This is a genomic window from Paenibacillus sp. RC67 (genome assembly GCF_030020805.1).
In the GTDB taxonomy this organism is placed as follows: Bacteria; Bacillota; Bacilli; order Paenibacillales; family NBRC-103111; genus Paenibacillus_S.
Genome location: NZ_CP125098.1, coordinates 1,832,348 through 1,850,907, shown reverse-complemented (window position 1 = coordinate 1,850,907; position 18,560 = coordinate 1,832,348). Strand labels below are relative to the sequence as shown.

Genomic DNA, 18,560 nt, shown 5'->3' with positions numbered 1-18,560 from the left:
TTAATAATGACGGTTCTCCCGATCGTTTCGGAAGAACCGTTCACTTTTGACACCTAATGCCTTGATGAAGAGCTTATGGCTTCAGCTGAGTGCTTTCCACCCGTTTGTACGCAGCCTTGTACGTATCGACCAGCTTTTGCACACCCAAATTGTTCATTTCCTCCACATATTTGCCCCACTCGCTCATGTTTCTTGTTCCGAGCACGAACTTGGCGAAGCTTTCCTCCCGATGCTTCTTAAGCGCCTGACCGGTTACGGACAGCACCTCGTTCTCCTTTTCCGTGAAGGACGGTCTCGGCTGCATCGCCGAAGGATCGTATTTGGCTGCTTCCTTGTACGCATTTTGCAAATCTTTGGAGAATAAGGACAGATGAGCATTGTAATCGATCCAGGTGTACGTCCCTCTGCTCGATTGCAGGCCGGTCTTTTTGCGCATTTCCGTCACATCAGTGAATTCGGGCTTGAATTTCTTTTGCCCATTTTCGTTAACGTAGGATTCACCTTCCTTGCCCCAGCTCGTCAGTGTCCGGCCTTCCTCCGTATAGAAGAAATCCATGTACGCCATAACATCCTTAATGTTTTTGGAGGTGGAGGCCACCGTCAACCCGCCATCCAAATAATGAAAGTAAGGATTAAGCTGCTTGCCGCCAGTCAGACCGGCCGGCGGAGCCATGAACTGCATGTTGTAATCGGGCCGTTCTTTTTGCATCGCATTGTTGAAGAAGTCGACCCGGCTAATATAGTCGATCGTAATGAACGATTTGTCGGTAGACATCGTGTCCTGCCACTGCTTCGTCTGAATGGACAGGAAATCAGGAGGAATAAGGCCTTCGGCGTAAAACCGGTGCCACATCTCCACCATCGCCTTATAGTTATCCTCAATCGGTCCGTATCGCCATTCCTTCTTGTCGAAATCGTAATAGGTTTCTGCTCCGGTTCCGAAGTTGGTTGTCAGATTCGTGTACATTTCATCGGGAATTTGACCGAAGCGAAGCGACAGTGGGTAGCTGTCCGGGTAAGCCTGCTTCAGCTTTTTCATCGCCTGGTACAGCTCTTCATAGGTTTTGGGCGGAGTCAGGCCGTTCTTCTTAAAAATGTCTTCGCGGTACAGCCAGATCATGCGGTTCGTTTCACCGAAGCCTTGATTCGGGAACATGTACATTTTGCCGTCCGCCGAAATCATCGCTTTCGCCTCGTCCGGATACTTCTCCATCCACTTTTTCAAATTGGGCATTTGACCCAGATAATCTAGAATGTTCACAAGTGCGCCCTGCTGCCCAAAACGGTCGGAATCGCTGCGGCTAGGCATGCTCATCAAATCAGGCAAATTGTTCGAGGCGATGGTCAAATTGAGCGTATCGTTCAGCTTGCCGGACGGGGTCTGCACCTGCAGCGTTACCCCCGTTTTCTCTTCGAGCCATTTCCAGATGGGCCAATCCTTGCTGTACGGGAACGTTGCGTTATTGTCGAGCAGCGCTGTGAACGTCTTCTTGGCCGGTGTTCCTGCCGGTCCGTTTGGAGCAGCCCCTCCTCCCGGTTCCTTCCCTTCATTCCCGCTGCAGCCGGCCACGACGGATAACGCCATGACGGAAGCGAGCGATAGCGATGCCATTTTGTTCATGAAGACCCTCTCCTTCATATAGGTTTGAGTAAAAAAAGGCTAACCTTTGACGGCGCCGATCATCGCGCCCTTGACGAAATATTTTTGAACGAACGGATACACGAGCAAAATTGGCAGCGTCGAGACCATAATCGTAGCGAATTTCAAAGAATCCTCGACCACCAGATTGTCTCCGCCGATACCGGTCACGCTTCCTGAGCTGACGCTTCCGGCCAGCACCAGATTGCGAAGCAGCACCTGCAGCGGGAACAAATCCGGATTGCGCAGATACAGCAGCGGAAGCATGAAATTATTCCACATAGCAACGGCATAGAACAAAGCGATCGTGGCGAACACCGCCTGCGACAGCGGGATGACTATGCGGAAGTAGATGCCGATATCGGTCAAGCCATCTACACGGCCGGAATCCTCCAGCTCCTTCGGAATACCGCTGAAAAACGTCCGCATCAAGATCAGATTCCAGGTGTTCACCGCACCAGGCAGCACCATGCCCCATACTGTATCCATTAGCCCTAGTGAGCGAACAACAAGGAAGGTCGGGATCATTCCCCCACTAAAAAACATCGTAAACACAATGAAAAGTGTAAGAAACTTATGATAGCCCATATCTTTGCGGGATAACGCATACGCTCCCATCGAGGTAACGATGACAGAGATCAGCGTCCCAAGGACGACGTATACGATCGTATTTTTATAAGCCAGCCATATTTTCGGATCGTCGAACACCAGCTTATACATCTTCAGATTAATCCCTTTTGGCCAAAGAGTCACTTCCCCCTTCATGACATAGACGTCCTGACTTAAAGAAACCGACAGCATGTAGACGAACGGATACAGCGTAATGACGATGACGCCTAGCAAAATGATGGTATTCACGATCGTAAACAAGCCTATTTTCTCTCTCACACTCACTCCCCCCTTGTTACCACAGACTCGTTTCTCCCACCCTGCGGCTAATAGTGTTAGCTGTCCAAATAAAGATCAGACTGATGATACCCATGAACAAATCGATCGCTGCCGCATAGCTGAAATTGCCCTGCTCAAGCCCCACCCGGTAGACGTACGTGCTGATAATATCTGCGGTGCCATAGGTCGCCGGATTGTACATGAGGAAGACCTTCTCAAAACCGATTTCCAGCACTTTACCGACGTTCAGAATAAACACAATGACGATCGCCGGTGCGATACCGGGTACGGTCACATGCCACAGCTTTCTCCAGCGATTCGCGCCGTCGATGCCCGCCGCCTCATAGAGCTGAGGATCAACCGCCGTCAAAGCTGCCAAGTAAATGATCGTCTCCCAGCCGATATGCTGCCAAATTTCCGAGATCACGTATACCGTACGGAACATACCAGGCTCCATCATGAAGTTGATCGGTTGAAAACCAAGAGCTTTGATCATCTGGTTAATCAGCCCGCCAGTAGGCGACAGAAACATGATGACCATGCTCGCCACGATCACATTCGAGATGAAATGCGGCAAATAGCTGACTGTCTGCACGAATTTTTTGAACAACACGGTCCGCACTTCGTTCAACAATAGTGCCAGCGCTATCGGTGCTGGGAAGCTGAACAACAGTTTGTACGCCCCCAGCAGGAAAGTATTACGAAGCAGCAGGAAAAAATCCGGGTTCTCCAGAAACATCCGGTAATACTTGAGCCCGACCCATTCGCTCGCCATAATGCCCTTGAACGTATTGTAGTTTTTGAACGTAATGACAAGACCGAACATCGGGGCGTACCGGAACAGAATAAAATACACAAGACACGGTAGAAACAGCAGCCAGAGATATTTGCTTTTGCGCCATGTTTTGGACAAGGACGCCGTCATTCTCCATACACCCCCTTGCATTTTGTCGTTGGCAGTCCATCCTGCTTGTAGGGCTATCATAATCCAACTGGAGGCCCGGAATAAATCTGCATGTTATTGATCCCATCCGCTTTTTCTTGATCAGATAGAGGAGTGTGCATGAAGTGGAGAAAGTGCATATTGTTCCGAACCGAAAAAACAACGTATGATAGAGGTACTCGCACCTGGAGACGTCAGTTTTCATTAGAGGTGACTACAGCGACGAAGGGTTGGAAGCATGATGGCCGAATTTGTCCCCAGATCGATCAAACCGAAATCCCTCTTTAGCAAAATGCTGACCGGCTTCCTGGTTGTCATCGTGCTTCTCGTTACCTTTAATTTTGTCACTTCCATTTATTTGAAAAATAAAATTCACGACGAGATCGTGAAATACAATGAGCTGAGCATCAACCATACCGTAGAAGGATACGAGAATCATTTCCGCTTATCGAAAAATATGGTGCTGGGGCTTAACCAGAACGACCGGTGGATCACCAACTTGAACATATTAAGGAAGGTTAAGGAGAACAACGGCTACGCCAGTATCGAAGATATTAAAGCCGAGCTGAAAACGCTCTATGCCAACCCGTTCCTCCAGTTCGAGAACGTCATTATCTATTTCAAGAACGATGCTTATGTCGTTGAAAAAGACGGCACCAGCAGCGCACAGGACATGTTCGGTAAATTTTACCGCAGTCCGGACTACCCGCTGTCGTTCTGGAACCGCCAGTTCGAGGAGCGCATCGGCTTCCGCGTGCTGCCCGCCTCCCGCTTCACCGAGAAATCCGCCGGGATCGAGACTAGTAAAGGGCTGCTGCTGCCGATGCTGATGAAGCCGCTGCCGTACAACGACATGTACCTGATCGTCATGCTCGACGCTCAGAAGTTGTTCCAAATTCACAATATTTCGTCTGATCAGCATTTCTACATATTGGACCCTGACGGACACCCGATCTACACGTCAACGCCAGATATGCCGATCGAGCCGTTATCCGCCTTCGATACGACAGGACAGCCTGTCATGAAAGGCCATTATTATTACTTTTTCCGCAAAGGTCAGGAGACCGGCTTCACCTATGTCAGCATGGTGCCGACCGAGTCGATCTCCCTGCAGCTGATCCGCTTGAATACCATTCTTATCTCGCTTCTCATCGTGGTAGCTCTTGTCAGCATTGCCGCTTCCGTCGTGTTCAGCCGGAGCCTCCAAACGCCCTTGCGTAAAATCATCGACTCGATGCAGGCTTGGGATACCGGAGAGGGGCAGTCAAAGCATGGGCCGATCCGCGAATTCGACCTGATCAGCCATAAAGTGAACCAAATGATGCAAACAAATAAAAGCATGACCCAGGACTTGGCTCACAAGACATCGCTGCTGCGCAAATACGCGCTAACCAATAAGCTCAAAAACATCCATATGAATCTGGCGGAGTTAAGAGAAATGGCCGATACGAGCATGCCGTTCATGATTCTTCTTTTTGAAATCCACTTCAAGGAGCAGTACGCGGAGCTCGGCATCGATCAGGAAAAAGGAACCTATTATATCCGTGAATTCATCGATAGCGTGCTGCTCCGATCCTACGAAGAATCGGTGACGTTCCAGATGGAGCGCAATCTCGTGCTCTCGCTTATTTTTACAGCGGATACCGAACAGGGCAGCGTCAACCAGCCTATCGATTATTTGAAAAACATGTTCGATATCGAGCACGATCTGTATTTGGTCACGATGGCCGTCAGCCCTCTATACCCAGCCTCCTCGGCGTTTACGACCGCCTACGAGGAAATGACGCAGGTCATCAAGCAGCGGAAGCTGCTCAACTTAACTCAAGTGATCCACGGTAAGCAGTCTATTCCTGAGCCATATCCTTTCACCGTTCTGATGGAGGAGGAGTTTCATACGAGGCTGATGAGCGGCCATGAGGAAGCCGTTTATGAATGGGTAGCCAAGCATTTGGAGCAGCTCGGCAAACGGGGGGCCCCAGTGGAAGCCTACTGGCAGTTTGCCAAGGAGGTTTCTCTGCAGACAGATAAGTCGCTGCAAAAGCTGAACCTTCACGGGCAGCGCGGCAGCGGCATAGTGAAGCCATCCTTCCATATGCTGAGCGGATTTTACAGCACGGAGCAGTTTCAAGAGTGGTTCGCTGCGCTGCTGCAGCCGGTCATTCAGCTGGTTCGAGAGCATACGGAGGATCAGGACCCGATCACCCGCTTCGTCATCGACTATTTGGACGCCCATCTGCATGAGGACATTACCCTCGATCTGATGGCTGACAAGCTGAATATTACACCAGGTTATTTATCGACGTATTTCAAGGAAAAGACGGGGATGAACTTTAGCGATTATTTGAATGATCTCCGTATTCAGCGAGCGAAGCTGCTGCTGGACAATCTGGAGCTGAAAATACAGGACGTGGCCGCTCATGTCGGCTATCAGAACGCCAATTCGTTCATCCGGATGTTCAAACGGTACTCCGGGATTACGCCAGGGGAATACCGCAAGAAATATGCTTCGCGGTTGTCGGTTGAATAAACGGAGTTAATGCTTACTGAACTGAAAGCTTACTTCTATTAAAAAAAGTCTCCGTCTTCCTGTGCAGTTCGATCTATCGCTGCTTGGAGTTCGGAGACTTTTGGACTGCCAATTCCTAGTTTAAATCCTTGATAAGAAGAGATCGTATCATCTACCGTTTACAAAGCGTTCCGTCTTCAGAGGCAGCAGCGGCATATTCGTCAGCAACGTGTGCAGCCTCATAGACCGGCTTGCCGCTCTTATAAGTCCTCTCTATTCGTATCCCATCATCGCTGCGACCAAAAAGCACAAGATCACCTGGAGCTCCCACGGCAAGCCCTTCCGCCGTTGGGAGCCCCATGCATTCCGAGGGCCGCAGCGACGCTAGCTCCCACGCTTCGGCGAAGCTGCACAGCCCCTCGGCCCACATGTGCCGAACCCCCGCCGTCAGCGGCAGCGCCGAACCGGCCAATAGCTTGGGCTGCCCGGACAGATGCAGCCGTCCTTCAGGAGTCAGTGTCACCCTTCCTCCGATATGCGTCTCGTACTCTCCCGGCTCCATCCCGCTCAAGTACACGGCGTCGCTGACCATCAGCAGCTTGGCGCCCTTGGCTCTAAGCGCCACCTTCAGCACAGAGGCCGGCAGATGGAAGCCGTCCGCGATGACGCAGCCCCACAGCCGGTCGTCCGCCAGCTGCTCCCAAATATAGTTGGGATGGCGCGGCAGCAGGGGATGGGCGCCGTTGCCGAGATGCGTCGACATGCTCGCTCCCGCCGCAGCCGCTTCCCTGATCTGCTCGGGCGCTGCCGACGTATGCCCGATCGATACTTTCACGCCGCTGTCCACACAGCGGGCGATAAATTGTGCGGCGCCGTCCCATTCCGGCGACAAGGTGATGATCTTGATGCGACCCTCGGCCGCATCCTGCCAGCGCTCGAACAAAGCCCAATCCGGGGCTTTGACGTAGCGGCGGTCATGCGCGCCGCGGGAGCCGTCCTGCGGCGAGATGAACGGGCCTTCCAGATGCAGGCCCGGGATGCATGCATTCAGCCACTCGCTGCCGCTGCAGGCTGCGGCTATCGTACTCATCGCCGCCTCAATCGCTTCGTCGCTGTTGGTTATAATGGTCGGACAGTAAGCGGTCACCCCCTCACGCCATAAGGCCTCAGTCAACTGAGCTACTGTTTTCTCCGACAGAGGGAGCGTATTCAGGTCAAGGCCGTTCCAACCGTTGACCTGCAAATCGACCAATCCCGGGGCAACCCACGGTAGTTCATCGGGATTCCCGTTAGCATCTTCGGATTTCGTTATCGCAGCAATCCGGCCTTGGCTCAGTTCGATCGAGATCCGCTCTCCTGTCCGGTAATGAATAGCTTCCAGACGTTCTTCTGTATTCTCCTTCACTGGGTCACCCTCCATACGAATCGCTGTCGACATAAAGCACGCAGCTTGGATGTCTGCGAAGAATGGACGCTGGGCAAGCCGTGGAGACCGGCGCGGTCAAGGTCGCCTGCACGGCCGCCCGCTTGGTCGGGCCGGGCACCATGCAGAACAGCTGCGCCCCGGCGAATAAAGCTGAGATCGTCAAGGTCAGTGCATGCGTCGGCACCGAGGCCAGATCAGGGAAGCAGCCATCATTCACCTGTTGCTGCCTGCACGCTTCATCCAGCTCGACACATTTGATGGTATGTGGATCTTCGAAATCGGCTACAGGCGGATCGTTAAAGGCGATATGCCCGTTCTCTCCAATCCCGAGACATACAAGATCAAGGGGGACTTCCCGTAAAAGGTCGGTATAGCGAGCGCATTCCTCCTCGACGTCGTTGCTTCCGTCGATATAATGAACTTGTCCCAAGCTGATTTTGTCAAAGAAGCGCTGATCTAAATAATGAGAGAACCGCTCCGGCGCATCTGGAGCGAGCCCTATGTATTCATCCATATGAAACGCTGTAACCCGGCTCCAGTCGATATCCGGCTCCTCGCAGAGTCGATCCAAAAACTCGTTCTGCGACGGTGCGGCGGCAAATACGATACGAATGTTCGCTTGGCTGCGCAGCCTGGCGCGTATCGCTTCGGCCGCAGCGGCAGCTGCCGCTTCCCCGAGTTCTCTGCGGTTCCGGTAAACTTCTACCTTTAACTGATCTACGGCAAAGCTGCTTTCCGGCAGCTGCAAGCTCCTCATACTTCTTCTCCTCCTCTATGCACTGAGCTCAGCCAAGTTGGCACTATCTCCTTCAGCAAGCTGAACAAGTGCTCCAGACACTGTCTGGAAGCTTGTTCTCCGCCTTCGGAGAAGGAATAACCGGAAGGGCGCTTTAACTGCTCCTCCGTCAATGTCGATTGTAAGCGGTAGTGGGTTTCCACCATCAAATACCCGTCATATCCATCTTCCAGCAGCTTTACAAGCAGCCCTTTATAATCGACCAGCCCTGTGCCTATGGCCACCGCTTCTATTTTCCCGCCTTGTCGGACAGCGTCCTTAAGATGGATGTGACACAGATGATCCTTCAGATGCCGATAGCCGTCAGGATACGGAATCTCGCCGTTCGGGTCCCATACTGCATTGCCGGGATCATAGAGAGCCTTGAAGTAGGGTGAATCGACCGCCTCCACCAGGCGCGCTACCATGGATCCGTTGGTGGCGTAGACTGCCGGGTCAAACTCCAGCATGAAGGTGACCCCTGATTCCTCCAGCAGCGGCACGATGCTTCTCAGCTCTTCGACGATATCCGTGAACACCGCATCGAACGCCACTCCTTCCTTCGCCCAGAAGCTGAAGCCTCGAACCTTCTGTGCTCCGAAGAGCTGCGCGATCGCCAAATCCCGAACCAATAGAGCCTTGCTCTGCGCGATTTCCTCCGGGTTATCCAGCTGGCATTTGAACACCGGCGTTGATAGCGCGCATACATGCAAGCCCGCTGCCTGAATCTGACGGTGCAGCTCATCCAGCCGTTCAGGCTCAAGCTGATGGAGCTGTACGCCGTCCACAGATCTCAGCTCCAGTGCCGTAAGCCCGAATTCCCGAGCCAAAGCTATCGAGTCTTCGATCCGCTGTGACACCTCGTCGGTTATAATGCCTAATTGAAAAGGCAACTTCATTGTTTGGTTCAGCTCCTTTACATGAGTTTGCTCTCAATCTAACAACCCAGCTTTACGACAGCACCCGTTTGCCTGCTTTCGTTAACCGCCTCAATAAACCGGATGACCTCCAACGTCTCCTTCATGTCGATAGGAGCTGCTCCCGTACGGAACATCTTCAAGATCGCTTCCAGCATACTGGCGTAATAAGGCTTCGGGGCAGCATACACATCGACGAACTGACTTGCCTTCTCTCTATGGACTAGCGCGCCGAACGTCCGGTTGCCCTTGCGGTTGCCGCGAATCGTACCTATTCTACCGTCTTCCCATACACCGACGACTTCATCGTGGTCGGCATTTGTGAACGCCCTCACCTCTTTGCAGCCTTTGCCCATCACAGCATACAGCATATCCGCTGTATGGATGCCGTACCAAAACAGCCCTGGCTGCGTCGGCTGCAGCTCCATCGGTCCGTAGCAGTCGGCCCCGATAATGCGGCCCCTCGCATCGTCCGCAATTGCTTCGCTAAGCCCCTGCGCGTAGCGGACAGACGAGCAGCTCATCAGCGGTATGCCGTGCTCGTTGGCGATCTCTGCCATCGCTATGGCATCCGCACTACTGACGGCAAACGGCTTGTCGATGAATACCGGCTTGCCGTAAGCCGCTATTTTCTCGAACTGCTCCAGATGGACCCGCCCGTCCACCGAGAGAAGCAGGATGGCGTCGGAACGCTTAGGTACCTCCTCGATCGTTCCGACCATCTCCACACCCAAGTCACCCCGCAGCTTGGCGGTAAACCCGTCGACCCGTGAATAGCTCAGCTCAAAGTCCGGAGAACCGCCGGGATAAGCGATCGTTACCGGCGAACCGGCAATATGATACGGATGCTTCGGATCATTGAGAAGCTCCGTAAAGGCTGGAGCATGACTTGTATCTAATCCGATCATTCCGATGTTTAATGTTTTTGTATCATTCATAAACTTCTCTCCGTTTCCTAATTCTTAAGAGACTTTTCAGCCATTCGCCTTCAGTAACTGTCTTGTTTAAAGCTTAATTTCCTTACCGGTCCTCGCCGATTCATAGATCGCCAGGATCAGCTCTACCGATTTACGCGCCTCTTCACCGGAGATTAACGGTTCCCGGTCTTCCCGGATAGCATGAATCAAGTCATCAATCAGAATATAATGACCGTCCTCGGAAATCGCCTGAGGGTTATCACTGCCCTCCGCTTTATGTTCGGAGCTTGCTGCAGGCGGCTCTTCGCCATCCAGCGTCTTCCAGAGCTTAATGCCGCTGTCCGCATAAATGATCGAGCCGTGCTCGCCATGGATTTCGAATCTCGGCTCCTGTCCAGGATTGACTGATGTCGCTCCTTGAATAACGCCGAAAGCCCCGTTCTTATAACGCACAACCGCAACTGCCGTGTCTTCAACCTCGATATCCCGGACAATCGGAGCCGCATAAGCGAATACGCTGTCCACATCACCCATGATCCAACGAATAATATCTACGCCGTGAACACCTTGATTCATTAAGGCACCGCCTCCGTCGACCTCCCACGTCCCCCGCCAATCGGCACTTTTGTAATACTCTGGGCTACGATAATATTTCAAATAAGCATCCCCCAGCACAAGCTTGCCAAGCTTGCCTTCCTTAACAGCCTGCCGTGTTTGAATCGCCAGCTCGGTCGTACGTTTCTGAAACACGGTAGCTAGCTTGACGTTATTATTGCGGCATGCTGCAATCATCCCATCCATATTCGCGAGTGTAATATCCAGCGGCTTTTCACATAATACATGCTTGCCGGCCTCAGCCGCAGCAATCGTTACTTCACTGTGGAGCCCGCTTGGCAGGCAGATGCAGACTGCATCTACATCACACTGCTGAAGCAGTTGATCGATATGCTCATAAATAAAAGGTACGCTATATTCGTCTGCGAGCTTCTGTGCTTTCTCCATCACGCTGTCCACAATAGCGACAAGTTCTGCTTCCGGATGGAGCTGAATCGCTCTTGCATGAAGTGGTGCAATAACTCCCGCCCCGATAATTGCAAACTTGATTTTGCCTGATCCCATCGATTATCCCCTCTCGGTTCCTTATGATCACAGCTGTACCTCAACGGTCCAAGCTGATCAGCAGTTTTGCTTCTCCGCTATCATAACGAACATAACAGCCTTAGCCTATCGCTTGTTTTTCTGCTTTTACCTCAGGATTCAGGGTATCGGAAAGATTGACGATGAATCTAATAAAATGAATATTCTTGTTTTTCCATTGAAAATTCCACGTAAAGTGATAGGATAAAGATTACCAACCTATGGTTAAGAAGACGTCTCAAAGACGATCGCTTACCAACCATTATTTATGCACATAGCTATAAGGAGAGAAGCATTATGAGTATGCACAAAGCATTAACGATTGCCGGTTCGGATACAAGCGGGGGCGCTGGAATTCAAGCCGATTTGAAAACGTTCCAAGAAAGAGACGTCTACGGAATGACGGTCCTTACGACTATCGTTACGATGGACCCTGCCAACAACTGGCATCACGGCGTTCATCCTGTGGCGCTGCCAACAATTGAAGCGCAGCTTCAAACCGTTCTCGGCGGTATCGGCGTCGATGCGCTGAAGACCGGCATGCTCGGGTCTGTCGAGATTATCGAGCTTGTGACCCATACGATTAAGAAGCAGGGCTTAAGCCGTATCGTCATTGATCCGGTTATGGTATGTAAAGGTAACGATGAAGCACTTCATCCGGAAACAACAGTTGCTCTAAGAGAGCTGCTTGTACCAGTGGCTGATGTAGTGACACCGAACCTATTTGAAGCCGCTCAGCTCGCTGACCGCGCTCCAATCAAAACATTGGACGACATGAAGGACGCCGCTCAAACCATTCACGCTTCCGGTGCTAAGTACGTTCTTATTAAAGGCGGAGCCAAGCTTGATCATCCGACAGCTATCGATTTACTGTATGATGGTAAATCCTTTGAACTGTACGAATCGGAAAAAATCGCTACAACCTATACTCACGGAGCAGGCTGCACTTATTCCGCTGCTATTACCGCTGAATTGGCCAAAGGCAGCGACGTCAAGCAAGCCATCTCCACAGCTAAAGCTTTCATTATGAGCGCGATTCAGCACGGCTTCCCGATCAATTCCTTTGTTGGTCCAACGATGCATTCCGCTTACAGAAAGTATCAATAATTTTATGTATGACAAAGCCCTGCTCATCTGCTTCCCTCTTTTTTAGAGCGAACAGATGTCAGGGCTTTACTAATTTTCTTCTCTTAATCCTTATAAGGGTCGAACTCATCCGCTCCAGCCATGCAGACGCCTATCGGTTTCAGCACATGTAGAACTTCAATCGTTTCCGCGTGAGCATCCAGCACATCCTGCAGCATACGATAGACGAACGGGCTCTCATCCGTTCCTGCTCCACGCAGCTCGACTCCGAAGCTTTTTACCGCCTCCCGCATTTGTGCAGCTGTTATTTGTCCTCCTGTTCGGCTTCGCGTTTTCCAGTTCATTTTCCCTGCAGCTTGGGTCCGGCTCATTATTCTCCCTGCCCCGTGAACGGTACTGTACAACGACTCACGATTTTCTTCCGTGTCTTTCCCACGTACAATGACAGAGATATCGCCCATGCTTCCACCTATAAAACCCATCTGACCTGGAGCTGAAGGTGTCGCTCCTTTACGCACAACGATAGTATCCTTTCCTTCATGCTGTTCTTTCCAAGCAAAATTATGATGGTTATGGACTTCTAAATCAGCCTCAGCACCCACTATAGACAGAAGCTGGCGAATTACATAGTCCCTTCCTGCGTACGCATACCGACCTGCAAGCTTCATAGCACGGTAATACATTTCACCAAGTTCACTGTCCATGTCAAGCAATATGGGCGGCTGATCCATCTTTTCTCCAGGCGCGTTACCCAAGAATTCGCGACCCGATGACAAATTCATAAAGCCGCTGGCCGTTTTATGACCGAAGCCTCGGCTTCCAAAATGATTTCCAAGCCATAAGCGGCCGGTTTCGATCTCCTGGAACAAATCCACATAATGATTTCCGCTGCCTACCGTTCCAAGCTGCTCACGGGCTAACGCCTTCAGCTTGTCATGCTCCTGACGTCCCACTGCCTTATAGACGGACCAATCCGGATCGTCGAACAGCTCGTGATCGACTCTTTCATTGTTGACACGTCCTACGCCAAAAGATATTTTCCGCGCGATCTCATCCATCACTTGTTGCAATCGCGGGCGGATGTCAGCAGCCATCAGATTCGTTCGGACCGCTTTATTGCCACAGCCGATATCATAGCCGACACCGGAAGGAGAAATCTGTCCATCGTAAGCAACAACGCCTCCAATTGGCTGGCTGTAGCCTTTATGATGATCTGCCATTAGGAGCGTTTGTACAACGTTCCCGTGCACTGAACAGGTTTTGGCCTGCGCCAAGGCTCCCGCATCCGGATTTCCCCATACTTTTACTCCGTCTATCGTTTGAAAAGTCATTCTTGCTCAACTCCTTGTAAACTACGAACTGTTGAATCCCACAGCCGTGTAATATTTGAATTCATTTTCCCACAGCTTCTACCTTTTGAACATGGCAAAAGTATTACGAGCAGGAGCATACCATAAGGAGTCGTAATTAAAAAATCCCTGAGGACAGGGATTCAGAGTGTCGCGAAACCAGAAAAACTTGAAATATTGCTAGTATACTCCAGTGGGGTATGCCCCTCCAGCCACTGTTGAAACCCGTGAATTTGATTAGAACTAGTGGTATATTCACGGATTTCAAAGACGGACGTAAACTCCTCCGAGGCATACCCCACTTACCTATATAGCATATTTCCCGAAGAATTAGGTTTATCGACAGACTCAATCCCTGAGGACAGGGATTTTCTTATTTTCTGCTACAATTTAACCTTGCAGCGTAGACGGCTTATTTTTTAACGATAAATTAGCAAGCACACCGGCGCACAAAAGTAAAATCCCCGTAACCCAGAAGACACTATGAATCGAGAATATCCCGCTAATTGCTCCGCCTACCAGCGGCCCCAGCATGCCCCCGAGCTGATTCGCCGTCTGGTTAAGACCAAAGGCTCGTCCACGGAAATCTGTTGGCGTAGACCGGACTACCAATCCGTTCAAAGCTGGGAATACCGCACAGAAAAAGGCGCCATATACAAACCGTACAATGGAGAAGCCCCAGATGCCGTGAAACAGGATTTGCGCCAAATTCCCAAGTCCTCCGACAAGCAGACCGATGACCAGTATTTTATGAAAGCCGATTTTATCCGCTAATTTGCCCCACCGCGGGGCAAACAATATACTTGCAATCCCGACCAAAGAAAACACAATACCTGCTAGCAGAGACGCATCCTTAGCCGATCCGCCAATTTGCACAATGTACAACGGCAGTACAGGCTCTATGGTCATTACGGAGAACTGTGTAAGCAGTGTCAGAAGCAGAACCGTCAAGAAAGGCTTGTTATTCACCGCCAGCCTCATCGACTCAATAATGGAAGTTCGATCCTTGCTCGGGACGAATTTTTCCTCATTGACCCAAAACAATACGAGCAATGTGCTTAGCAACACGAATACGCCCGCACTCGCAAAAGCTACTCTGCTATCGAAAATTTTGGAAATAATCCCTCCGAGCAGCGGGCCCATAATACTTCCTGTAGCTGTAGAGGTAGACATTAGAGATAGCGCGTAGCCTACATGCTTCTCAGGTGTATTGGTACCGACCAGCGCAATCGAGCCAGGAATAAAACCGCTCAACAGCCCTTGCAGCAAGCGCAGTACCAGAAGCTGATAGGAATTCGTTACCATGGATGTCAGTATGTAAATGACAAAAAGGACAAAGCCCGCACGAATAATCATAGGCTTTCGCCCATATTTATCCCCAAGAGCACCCCAATAGGGTGCAGAAATAGCACCTGCAAAAAACGCAGAGCTGAACAACAGGCCGGACCACAATTCAATATGCTGGCTTACACCGATATGCAACAGAAACAGCGGCAAAAAAGGAATAACCATCGAAAAGCTCGCTGACGTTATAAAGCATCCTACCCACAGGAGCCATAAGTTTCGTTTCCAGGTAACCATAATAGCCTCCGCAGTTGATGACTTTGTTAATCATTTCTTTACAAAGTTCATCGTATCACCCGCATTTCCTTCTGTAAACCCATATGGGTCCTTCGCCGCTGCGTATAATCCTTGTTCATCTATATTTTTTTATCAGGAGGTCCCTTAAATGCAATCGCTTCATAATATAAGAAAGAACCAGCCCACACCATAATAAACCCATTTAAACTGACAAATAGTTACTTTGGCTTTAATTTTTCGACGAATTCCTATAAAATTATGATGAACGCAAGTCTATGCCACTCGTCAGCGCATAATGGAATAGTCTAGGAAAAGAGGGTGGATTTGATGCCGAGATTGCTATATGAATATATTTACGTCAACATGTGGATCTTGTTATTTTTAACACTAATGTGGGCAAATGACGGTCATATTTCATTCTTTGAAGGCTGTCTTCTTATAGCATTTTCTATAACCGTGATGATTTTCGTTGCCAAAAAACAATTGCGTACCGCAGGCAGCGCCCGTTTCCGCAAGCCTCCCTTGTAATCGAGCTCCCCGTGGCCCATTGCCACAGGGATTTTTTATTATTGGCTTTATTCTTCCTGCTGCCCTGATGCTTTACGCAATTCGTTCGCCAAACGATGAAAGTCCTCTTTGCCAGCAGCATCGTTAATTGCCGCATAGCCGGCTTTCATAAAACCAATGAGCTTATTGGCATCGTCCGCACTCAGCATATAATTAGCCGGAACCGTACTCCACCAGCCTTCTTGTCCGTAAGATTCATTCAAATCGATGCCAACCCCATTAACAACAATATCGTTTAAATATTGATAAATGTTTGCGACAGCTGATTTCTTCCCCCCACTCCAAGCATAGGTTTGCCAAAACCGCGAACAAGCCCCTGCACTATAAACCGCTTCGACAACGGCATACGACCCATAAACCCCGGTATTATATCCAGGAGTGGCATCACTTGCTCCCTTAATATAGGCAATAACAGTAGACATTTGGGCAGGAGTCGCATCGAAGTCTACAGCAAAATAGATCGTACTGCCCTCAGGTTGGCCCATTTGCGCAGCTAAAGCCAATGCGGTAGCTCCATCGTTCAAGCCAGCAGTTCGCCCTCCTAACGCACGGTCTGCCGTCGTCTCAAATACGGAAACGATCTGCAGTCCCACATTGCAAATGGATGCAACCTCCTTCGTAGTTAACGCCTTCCAGCTGCTTGGCACGAGATAGCGAGCTACGAACTCATAGCCGTCTTGTTTAAATGCCGCGGCCGTACTATCCGTCAGCGGTGTTGCGCAATCGAATCCCTTGGCCATATCGTATCCTCTCCCCTCACTAGCTGCTAAACGCAGCGATTCTTTATAGTACAAAGTATGCGCAAGAAGTCGTAGAGTCCTCCTTCGGAAGCCCTACTATATGGAAACGGGCGACTGGTGCGCTTACTCTTGCAGCTGTAAAATTGAAGGTTCATAATAGGATAAAAAGCAGAAGGGGTGCGTGAAGTGTACCAATACATAGATCAGCAATATACGGAAGTTGACTTCAGCCATAAAGATTTGCGCGAAGGCGAGCTTCGCAATTGTACATTTATCCGCTGCCGATTCAGGAGTGCTTTGCTTGAGGAAATGTGGACTATCGGATGCCAATTCTCGGATTGCGATTTTACAGGAGCTCAGCTCAACGCTTCCGTTCATAATGGATCGGCTTTCACAAACTGCAGGTTTGCAGGAGCTACTCTATTTGTTGCCAAATTCGAGGAGTGCAAGATGGTTGGATCGGATTTCTCTGAATGTAACCTTGACGGCATTACATTATTACGTGGTGATTGGTCCTATACGAATCTGCGTCACAGCAATTTAAGCAAGCAATCCCTTCGCGGAATTCGCTTCGTAGAAGCTGATTTATATGAATGCAATCTGGAAAAATGTGATCTTAGGGATACTGACTTGACAAGGGCACAGTTGGGTAAAGTAAAGCTTCAAGGGGCAGACTTACGGGGAGCCGTTCTGGACGGCGTAAATTTCAAGTCATTCGATGTGAAAGGTGCACGTATGGATCCGGGACAAGCCATAGCGTTTCTGCGGTCATACGGGGCCAAAGTGGAGTGACTGGGACTCATTTGGAAAATTAAATAGGAGCTGCCGACTTAAAGTCGGGCAGCTCCTTCTTTCATTTGTGCTTTTGAAATTTATTTACTATTTGCTGTACCCGTACGATCCAGGGGCAAAGGTAGAAGGATCATACCATTTGTACCCTGCCGCTGGAGCGGACCAAGGCTCAGGCTGAGGCTCGATGCTTTGCTCTGGAATCTCGTTTTCCGGACCGGAAGTAATGATCGGAGTCACTTGATCGAGCTGCAAGCTTTGAACTTGGCCGAGGTTTTTGTACGATTCACTCTTAGCAAGCCAATTGATAACATTCACGAGAAGAACACCGTCATCGCCTTCTTTGAAGCCGTCGTAGGTTGTTTTCGCTTTGCCAGTATCCTCACGCTTATATTTCGGTGTTGCGTCTTCTACTGGAGAAGAATCTCCAATGAATGCAGCTTTACCTAGGCCAACCTTCGAAATGGCTACAAAAGGCCCTTCCGCTACGCCACCGCCAGCATAAACACCTTTATCCACTGCATTTGCCCAATTCACATTCGTCTTAGGCATATACACGATGCCTTTAGCTTTGAGCGGGTCCGTGATCAGGAGCGTACCGCCGGCATGCATTTCAACTTTACTCACACCGTTAGTAATACCAAAGGACTGAGACGGGCTAACAATATCCGCACTCGTCGCTTCGATGTCGCCAAGCGCATTATAACGGAATTTCGCGCCAAAATTTTGGCTAAGCCATTCTGAACTCACCACACCCTGCATCTCTTCCGACATACGTTCGCCGGAATCCATGCCTTTGGCCGGATCGTTCCATGCCCCGCGGCGATAGCCGTTCATAACTTCGGATGCATCCCAACGGTTTACGTTGCGGTCCGCATTATAATGGTCTGCGATAAAGAAGATGCTTCCGCCCTTTTGCACATATTCTGTCATAGCGGCTTGCTCAGATACTTTATATGGAATATTCGCTTCGCCTATTACCAATACGGCGTAGTCTTTCAAATCCTCGTAGGTGATCGGCGTAGTTTTGCGGAGCTCCTTCACATAATAGCCTTCCTTGGCTATCGCATCTGCAAAGTCAGAAAAGCCTCCGTCGATAACCCAGTCGGCCGCACCGGCCGTTTGTCCGTGAGTGTTGTCGAACAGCACTTTTTTCCCGTTAGGTACTCCCGTCGGATTAATGAAAGGAGCAGGATCGTTCGCTCCTTCTGCCCATACGGAAGGCAGTGCTGCTATATTCAGCGCCACGACCCCTGCCAATACGGTAGGGATCATGCGGCGCATAAGTTGACGCCATGTT

Annotated in this window: 15 protein-coding genes and 1 pseudogene; 4 read left to right on the top strand and 12 right to left on the bottom strand. The window is 50.3% G+C overall.

Translation table 11 applies throughout. The features are described 5' to 3' along the window. Positions 1 to 73: 73 nt before the first annotated feature. Genes QMA13_RS08365 through QMA13_RS08355 form a run of 3 tightly spaced genes read right to left on the bottom strand, consistent with a single transcriptional unit; the run spans position 74 to position 3,452 of the window. Positions 74 to 1,621, bottom strand: a complete 1,548-nt coding sequence (locus QMA13_RS08365) for an extracellular solute-binding protein (protein WP_282940828.1) — start codon at positions 1,619 to 1,621, stop codon at positions 74 to 76. Positions 1,622 to 1,660: 39 nt separating this feature from the next. Further along, entirely contained in the window at positions 1,661 to 2,527 is an 867-nt protein-coding gene (locus tag QMA13_RS08360; protein ID WP_282940827.1) for a carbohydrate ABC transporter permease, read from the bottom strand. 16 nt (positions 2,528 to 2,543) lie between these two features. After that, positions 2,544 to 3,452 (bottom strand): ABC transporter permease, encoded by a 909-nt coding sequence (locus QMA13_RS08355; protein ID WP_282940826.1) that lies wholly within the window; start codon positions 3,450 to 3,452, stop codon positions 2,544 to 2,546. Positions 3,453 to 3,708: 256 nt separating this feature from the next. Between QMA13_RS08355 and QMA13_RS08350 the strand changes: the two genes are divergently transcribed. After that, positions 3,709 to 5,997 (top strand): helix-turn-helix domain-containing protein, encoded by a 2,289-nt coding sequence (locus tag QMA13_RS08350; protein WP_282940824.1) that lies wholly within the window; start codon positions 3,709 to 3,711, stop codon positions 5,995 to 5,997. 151 nt (positions 5,998 to 6,148) lie between these two features. On the opposite strand, the gene QMA13_RS08345 is transcribed toward QMA13_RS08350, so the two are convergent. From QMA13_RS08345 to QMA13_RS08325, 5 genes are all read right to left on the bottom strand, one after another. After that, positions 6,149 to 7,381 (bottom strand): N-acetylglucosamine-6-phosphate deacetylase, encoded by a 1,233-nt coding sequence (locus tag QMA13_RS08345; protein ID WP_282940823.1) that lies wholly within the window; start codon positions 7,379 to 7,381, stop codon positions 6,149 to 6,151. A gap of 4 nt (positions 7,382 to 7,385) precedes the next feature. Further along, positions 7,386 to 8,159 carry a glucosamine-6-phosphate deaminase gene (locus tag QMA13_RS08340; RefSeq protein ID WP_282940822.1) on the bottom strand — a complete coding sequence of 258 codons (774 nt, stop codon included), beginning with the start codon at positions 8,157 to 8,159 and terminating at the stop codon, positions 7,386 to 7,388. Continuing rightward, positions 8,156 to 9,076, bottom strand: a complete 921-nt coding sequence (locus tag QMA13_RS08335) for a sugar phosphate isomerase/epimerase family protein (protein ID WP_282940821.1) — start codon at positions 9,074 to 9,076, stop codon at positions 8,156 to 8,158. The genes QMA13_RS08340 and QMA13_RS08335 overlap by 4 nt, the downstream gene beginning before the upstream one ends. A gap of 38 nt (positions 9,077 to 9,114) precedes the next feature. Then, positions 9,115 to 10,032, bottom strand: a complete 918-nt coding sequence (locus tag QMA13_RS08330) for a Gfo/Idh/MocA family protein (RefSeq protein WP_282940820.1) — start codon at positions 10,030 to 10,032, stop codon at positions 9,115 to 9,117. Positions 10,033 to 10,098: 66 nt separating this feature from the next. Then, entirely contained in the window at positions 10,099 to 11,130 is a 1,032-nt protein-coding gene (locus tag QMA13_RS08325) for a Gfo/Idh/MocA family protein (RefSeq protein WP_282940818.1), read from the bottom strand. 315 nt (positions 11,131 to 11,445) lie between these two features. Here QMA13_RS08325 and pdxK point away from each other — a divergent pair, with 315 nt between their 5' ends. Continuing rightward, complete coding sequence (pdxK, locus tag QMA13_RS08320; RefSeq protein WP_282940817.1) at positions 11,446 to 12,255, top strand: pyridoxine/pyridoxal/pyridoxamine kinase; 810 nt, start codon at positions 11,446 to 11,448, stop codon at positions 12,253 to 12,255. An 83-nt stretch (positions 12,256 to 12,338) separates the two neighbouring features. Here the strand turns inward: pdxK and QMA13_RS08315 are convergent, their stop codons facing one another. Next, the gene (locus QMA13_RS08315; protein WP_282940815.1) at positions 12,339 to 13,565 is read right to left on the bottom strand and encodes an RtcB family protein; all 1,227 of its coding nucleotides are present in this window, start codon (positions 13,563 to 13,565) and stop codon (positions 12,339 to 12,341) included. Positions 13,566 to 13,973: 408 nt separating this feature from the next. Next, the gene (locus QMA13_RS08310) at positions 13,974 to 15,164 is read right to left on the bottom strand and encodes an MFS transporter (RefSeq protein ID WP_282940813.1); all 1,191 of its coding nucleotides are present in this window, start codon (positions 15,162 to 15,164) and stop codon (positions 13,974 to 13,976) included. Positions 15,165 to 15,491: 327 nt separating this feature from the next. Between QMA13_RS08310 and QMA13_RS08305 the strand changes: the two genes are divergently transcribed. Further along, positions 15,492 to 15,692 (top strand): hypothetical protein, encoded by a 201-nt coding sequence (locus QMA13_RS08305; protein ID WP_282940811.1) that lies wholly within the window; start codon positions 15,492 to 15,494, stop codon positions 15,690 to 15,692. Between the two features lie 47 nt (positions 15,693 to 15,739). Here QMA13_RS08305 and QMA13_RS08300 read toward each other — a convergent pair whose 3' ends face one another. Continuing rightward, positions 15,740 to 16,525 carry a DUF1906 domain-containing protein gene (locus tag QMA13_RS08300; RefSeq protein WP_282940810.1) on the bottom strand — a complete coding sequence of 262 codons (786 nt, stop codon included), beginning with the start codon at positions 16,523 to 16,525 and terminating at the stop codon, positions 15,740 to 15,742. Between the two features lie 132 nt (positions 16,526 to 16,657). Between QMA13_RS08300 and QMA13_RS08295 the strand changes: the two genes are divergently transcribed. Next, positions 16,658 to 17,263 (top strand): pentapeptide repeat-containing protein, encoded by a 606-nt coding sequence (locus QMA13_RS08295; RefSeq protein ID WP_282940809.1) that lies wholly within the window; start codon positions 16,658 to 16,660, stop codon positions 17,261 to 17,263. A 93-nt stretch (positions 17,264 to 17,356) separates the two neighbouring features. On the opposite strand, the pseudogene QMA13_RS08290 reads toward QMA13_RS08295, so the two are convergent. After that, positions 17,357 to 18,535 (bottom strand): annotated as a pseudogene (locus QMA13_RS08290) (DNA-binding protein); the annotation flags it as partial. Between the last annotated feature and the right edge of the window lie 25 nt (positions 18,536 to 18,560).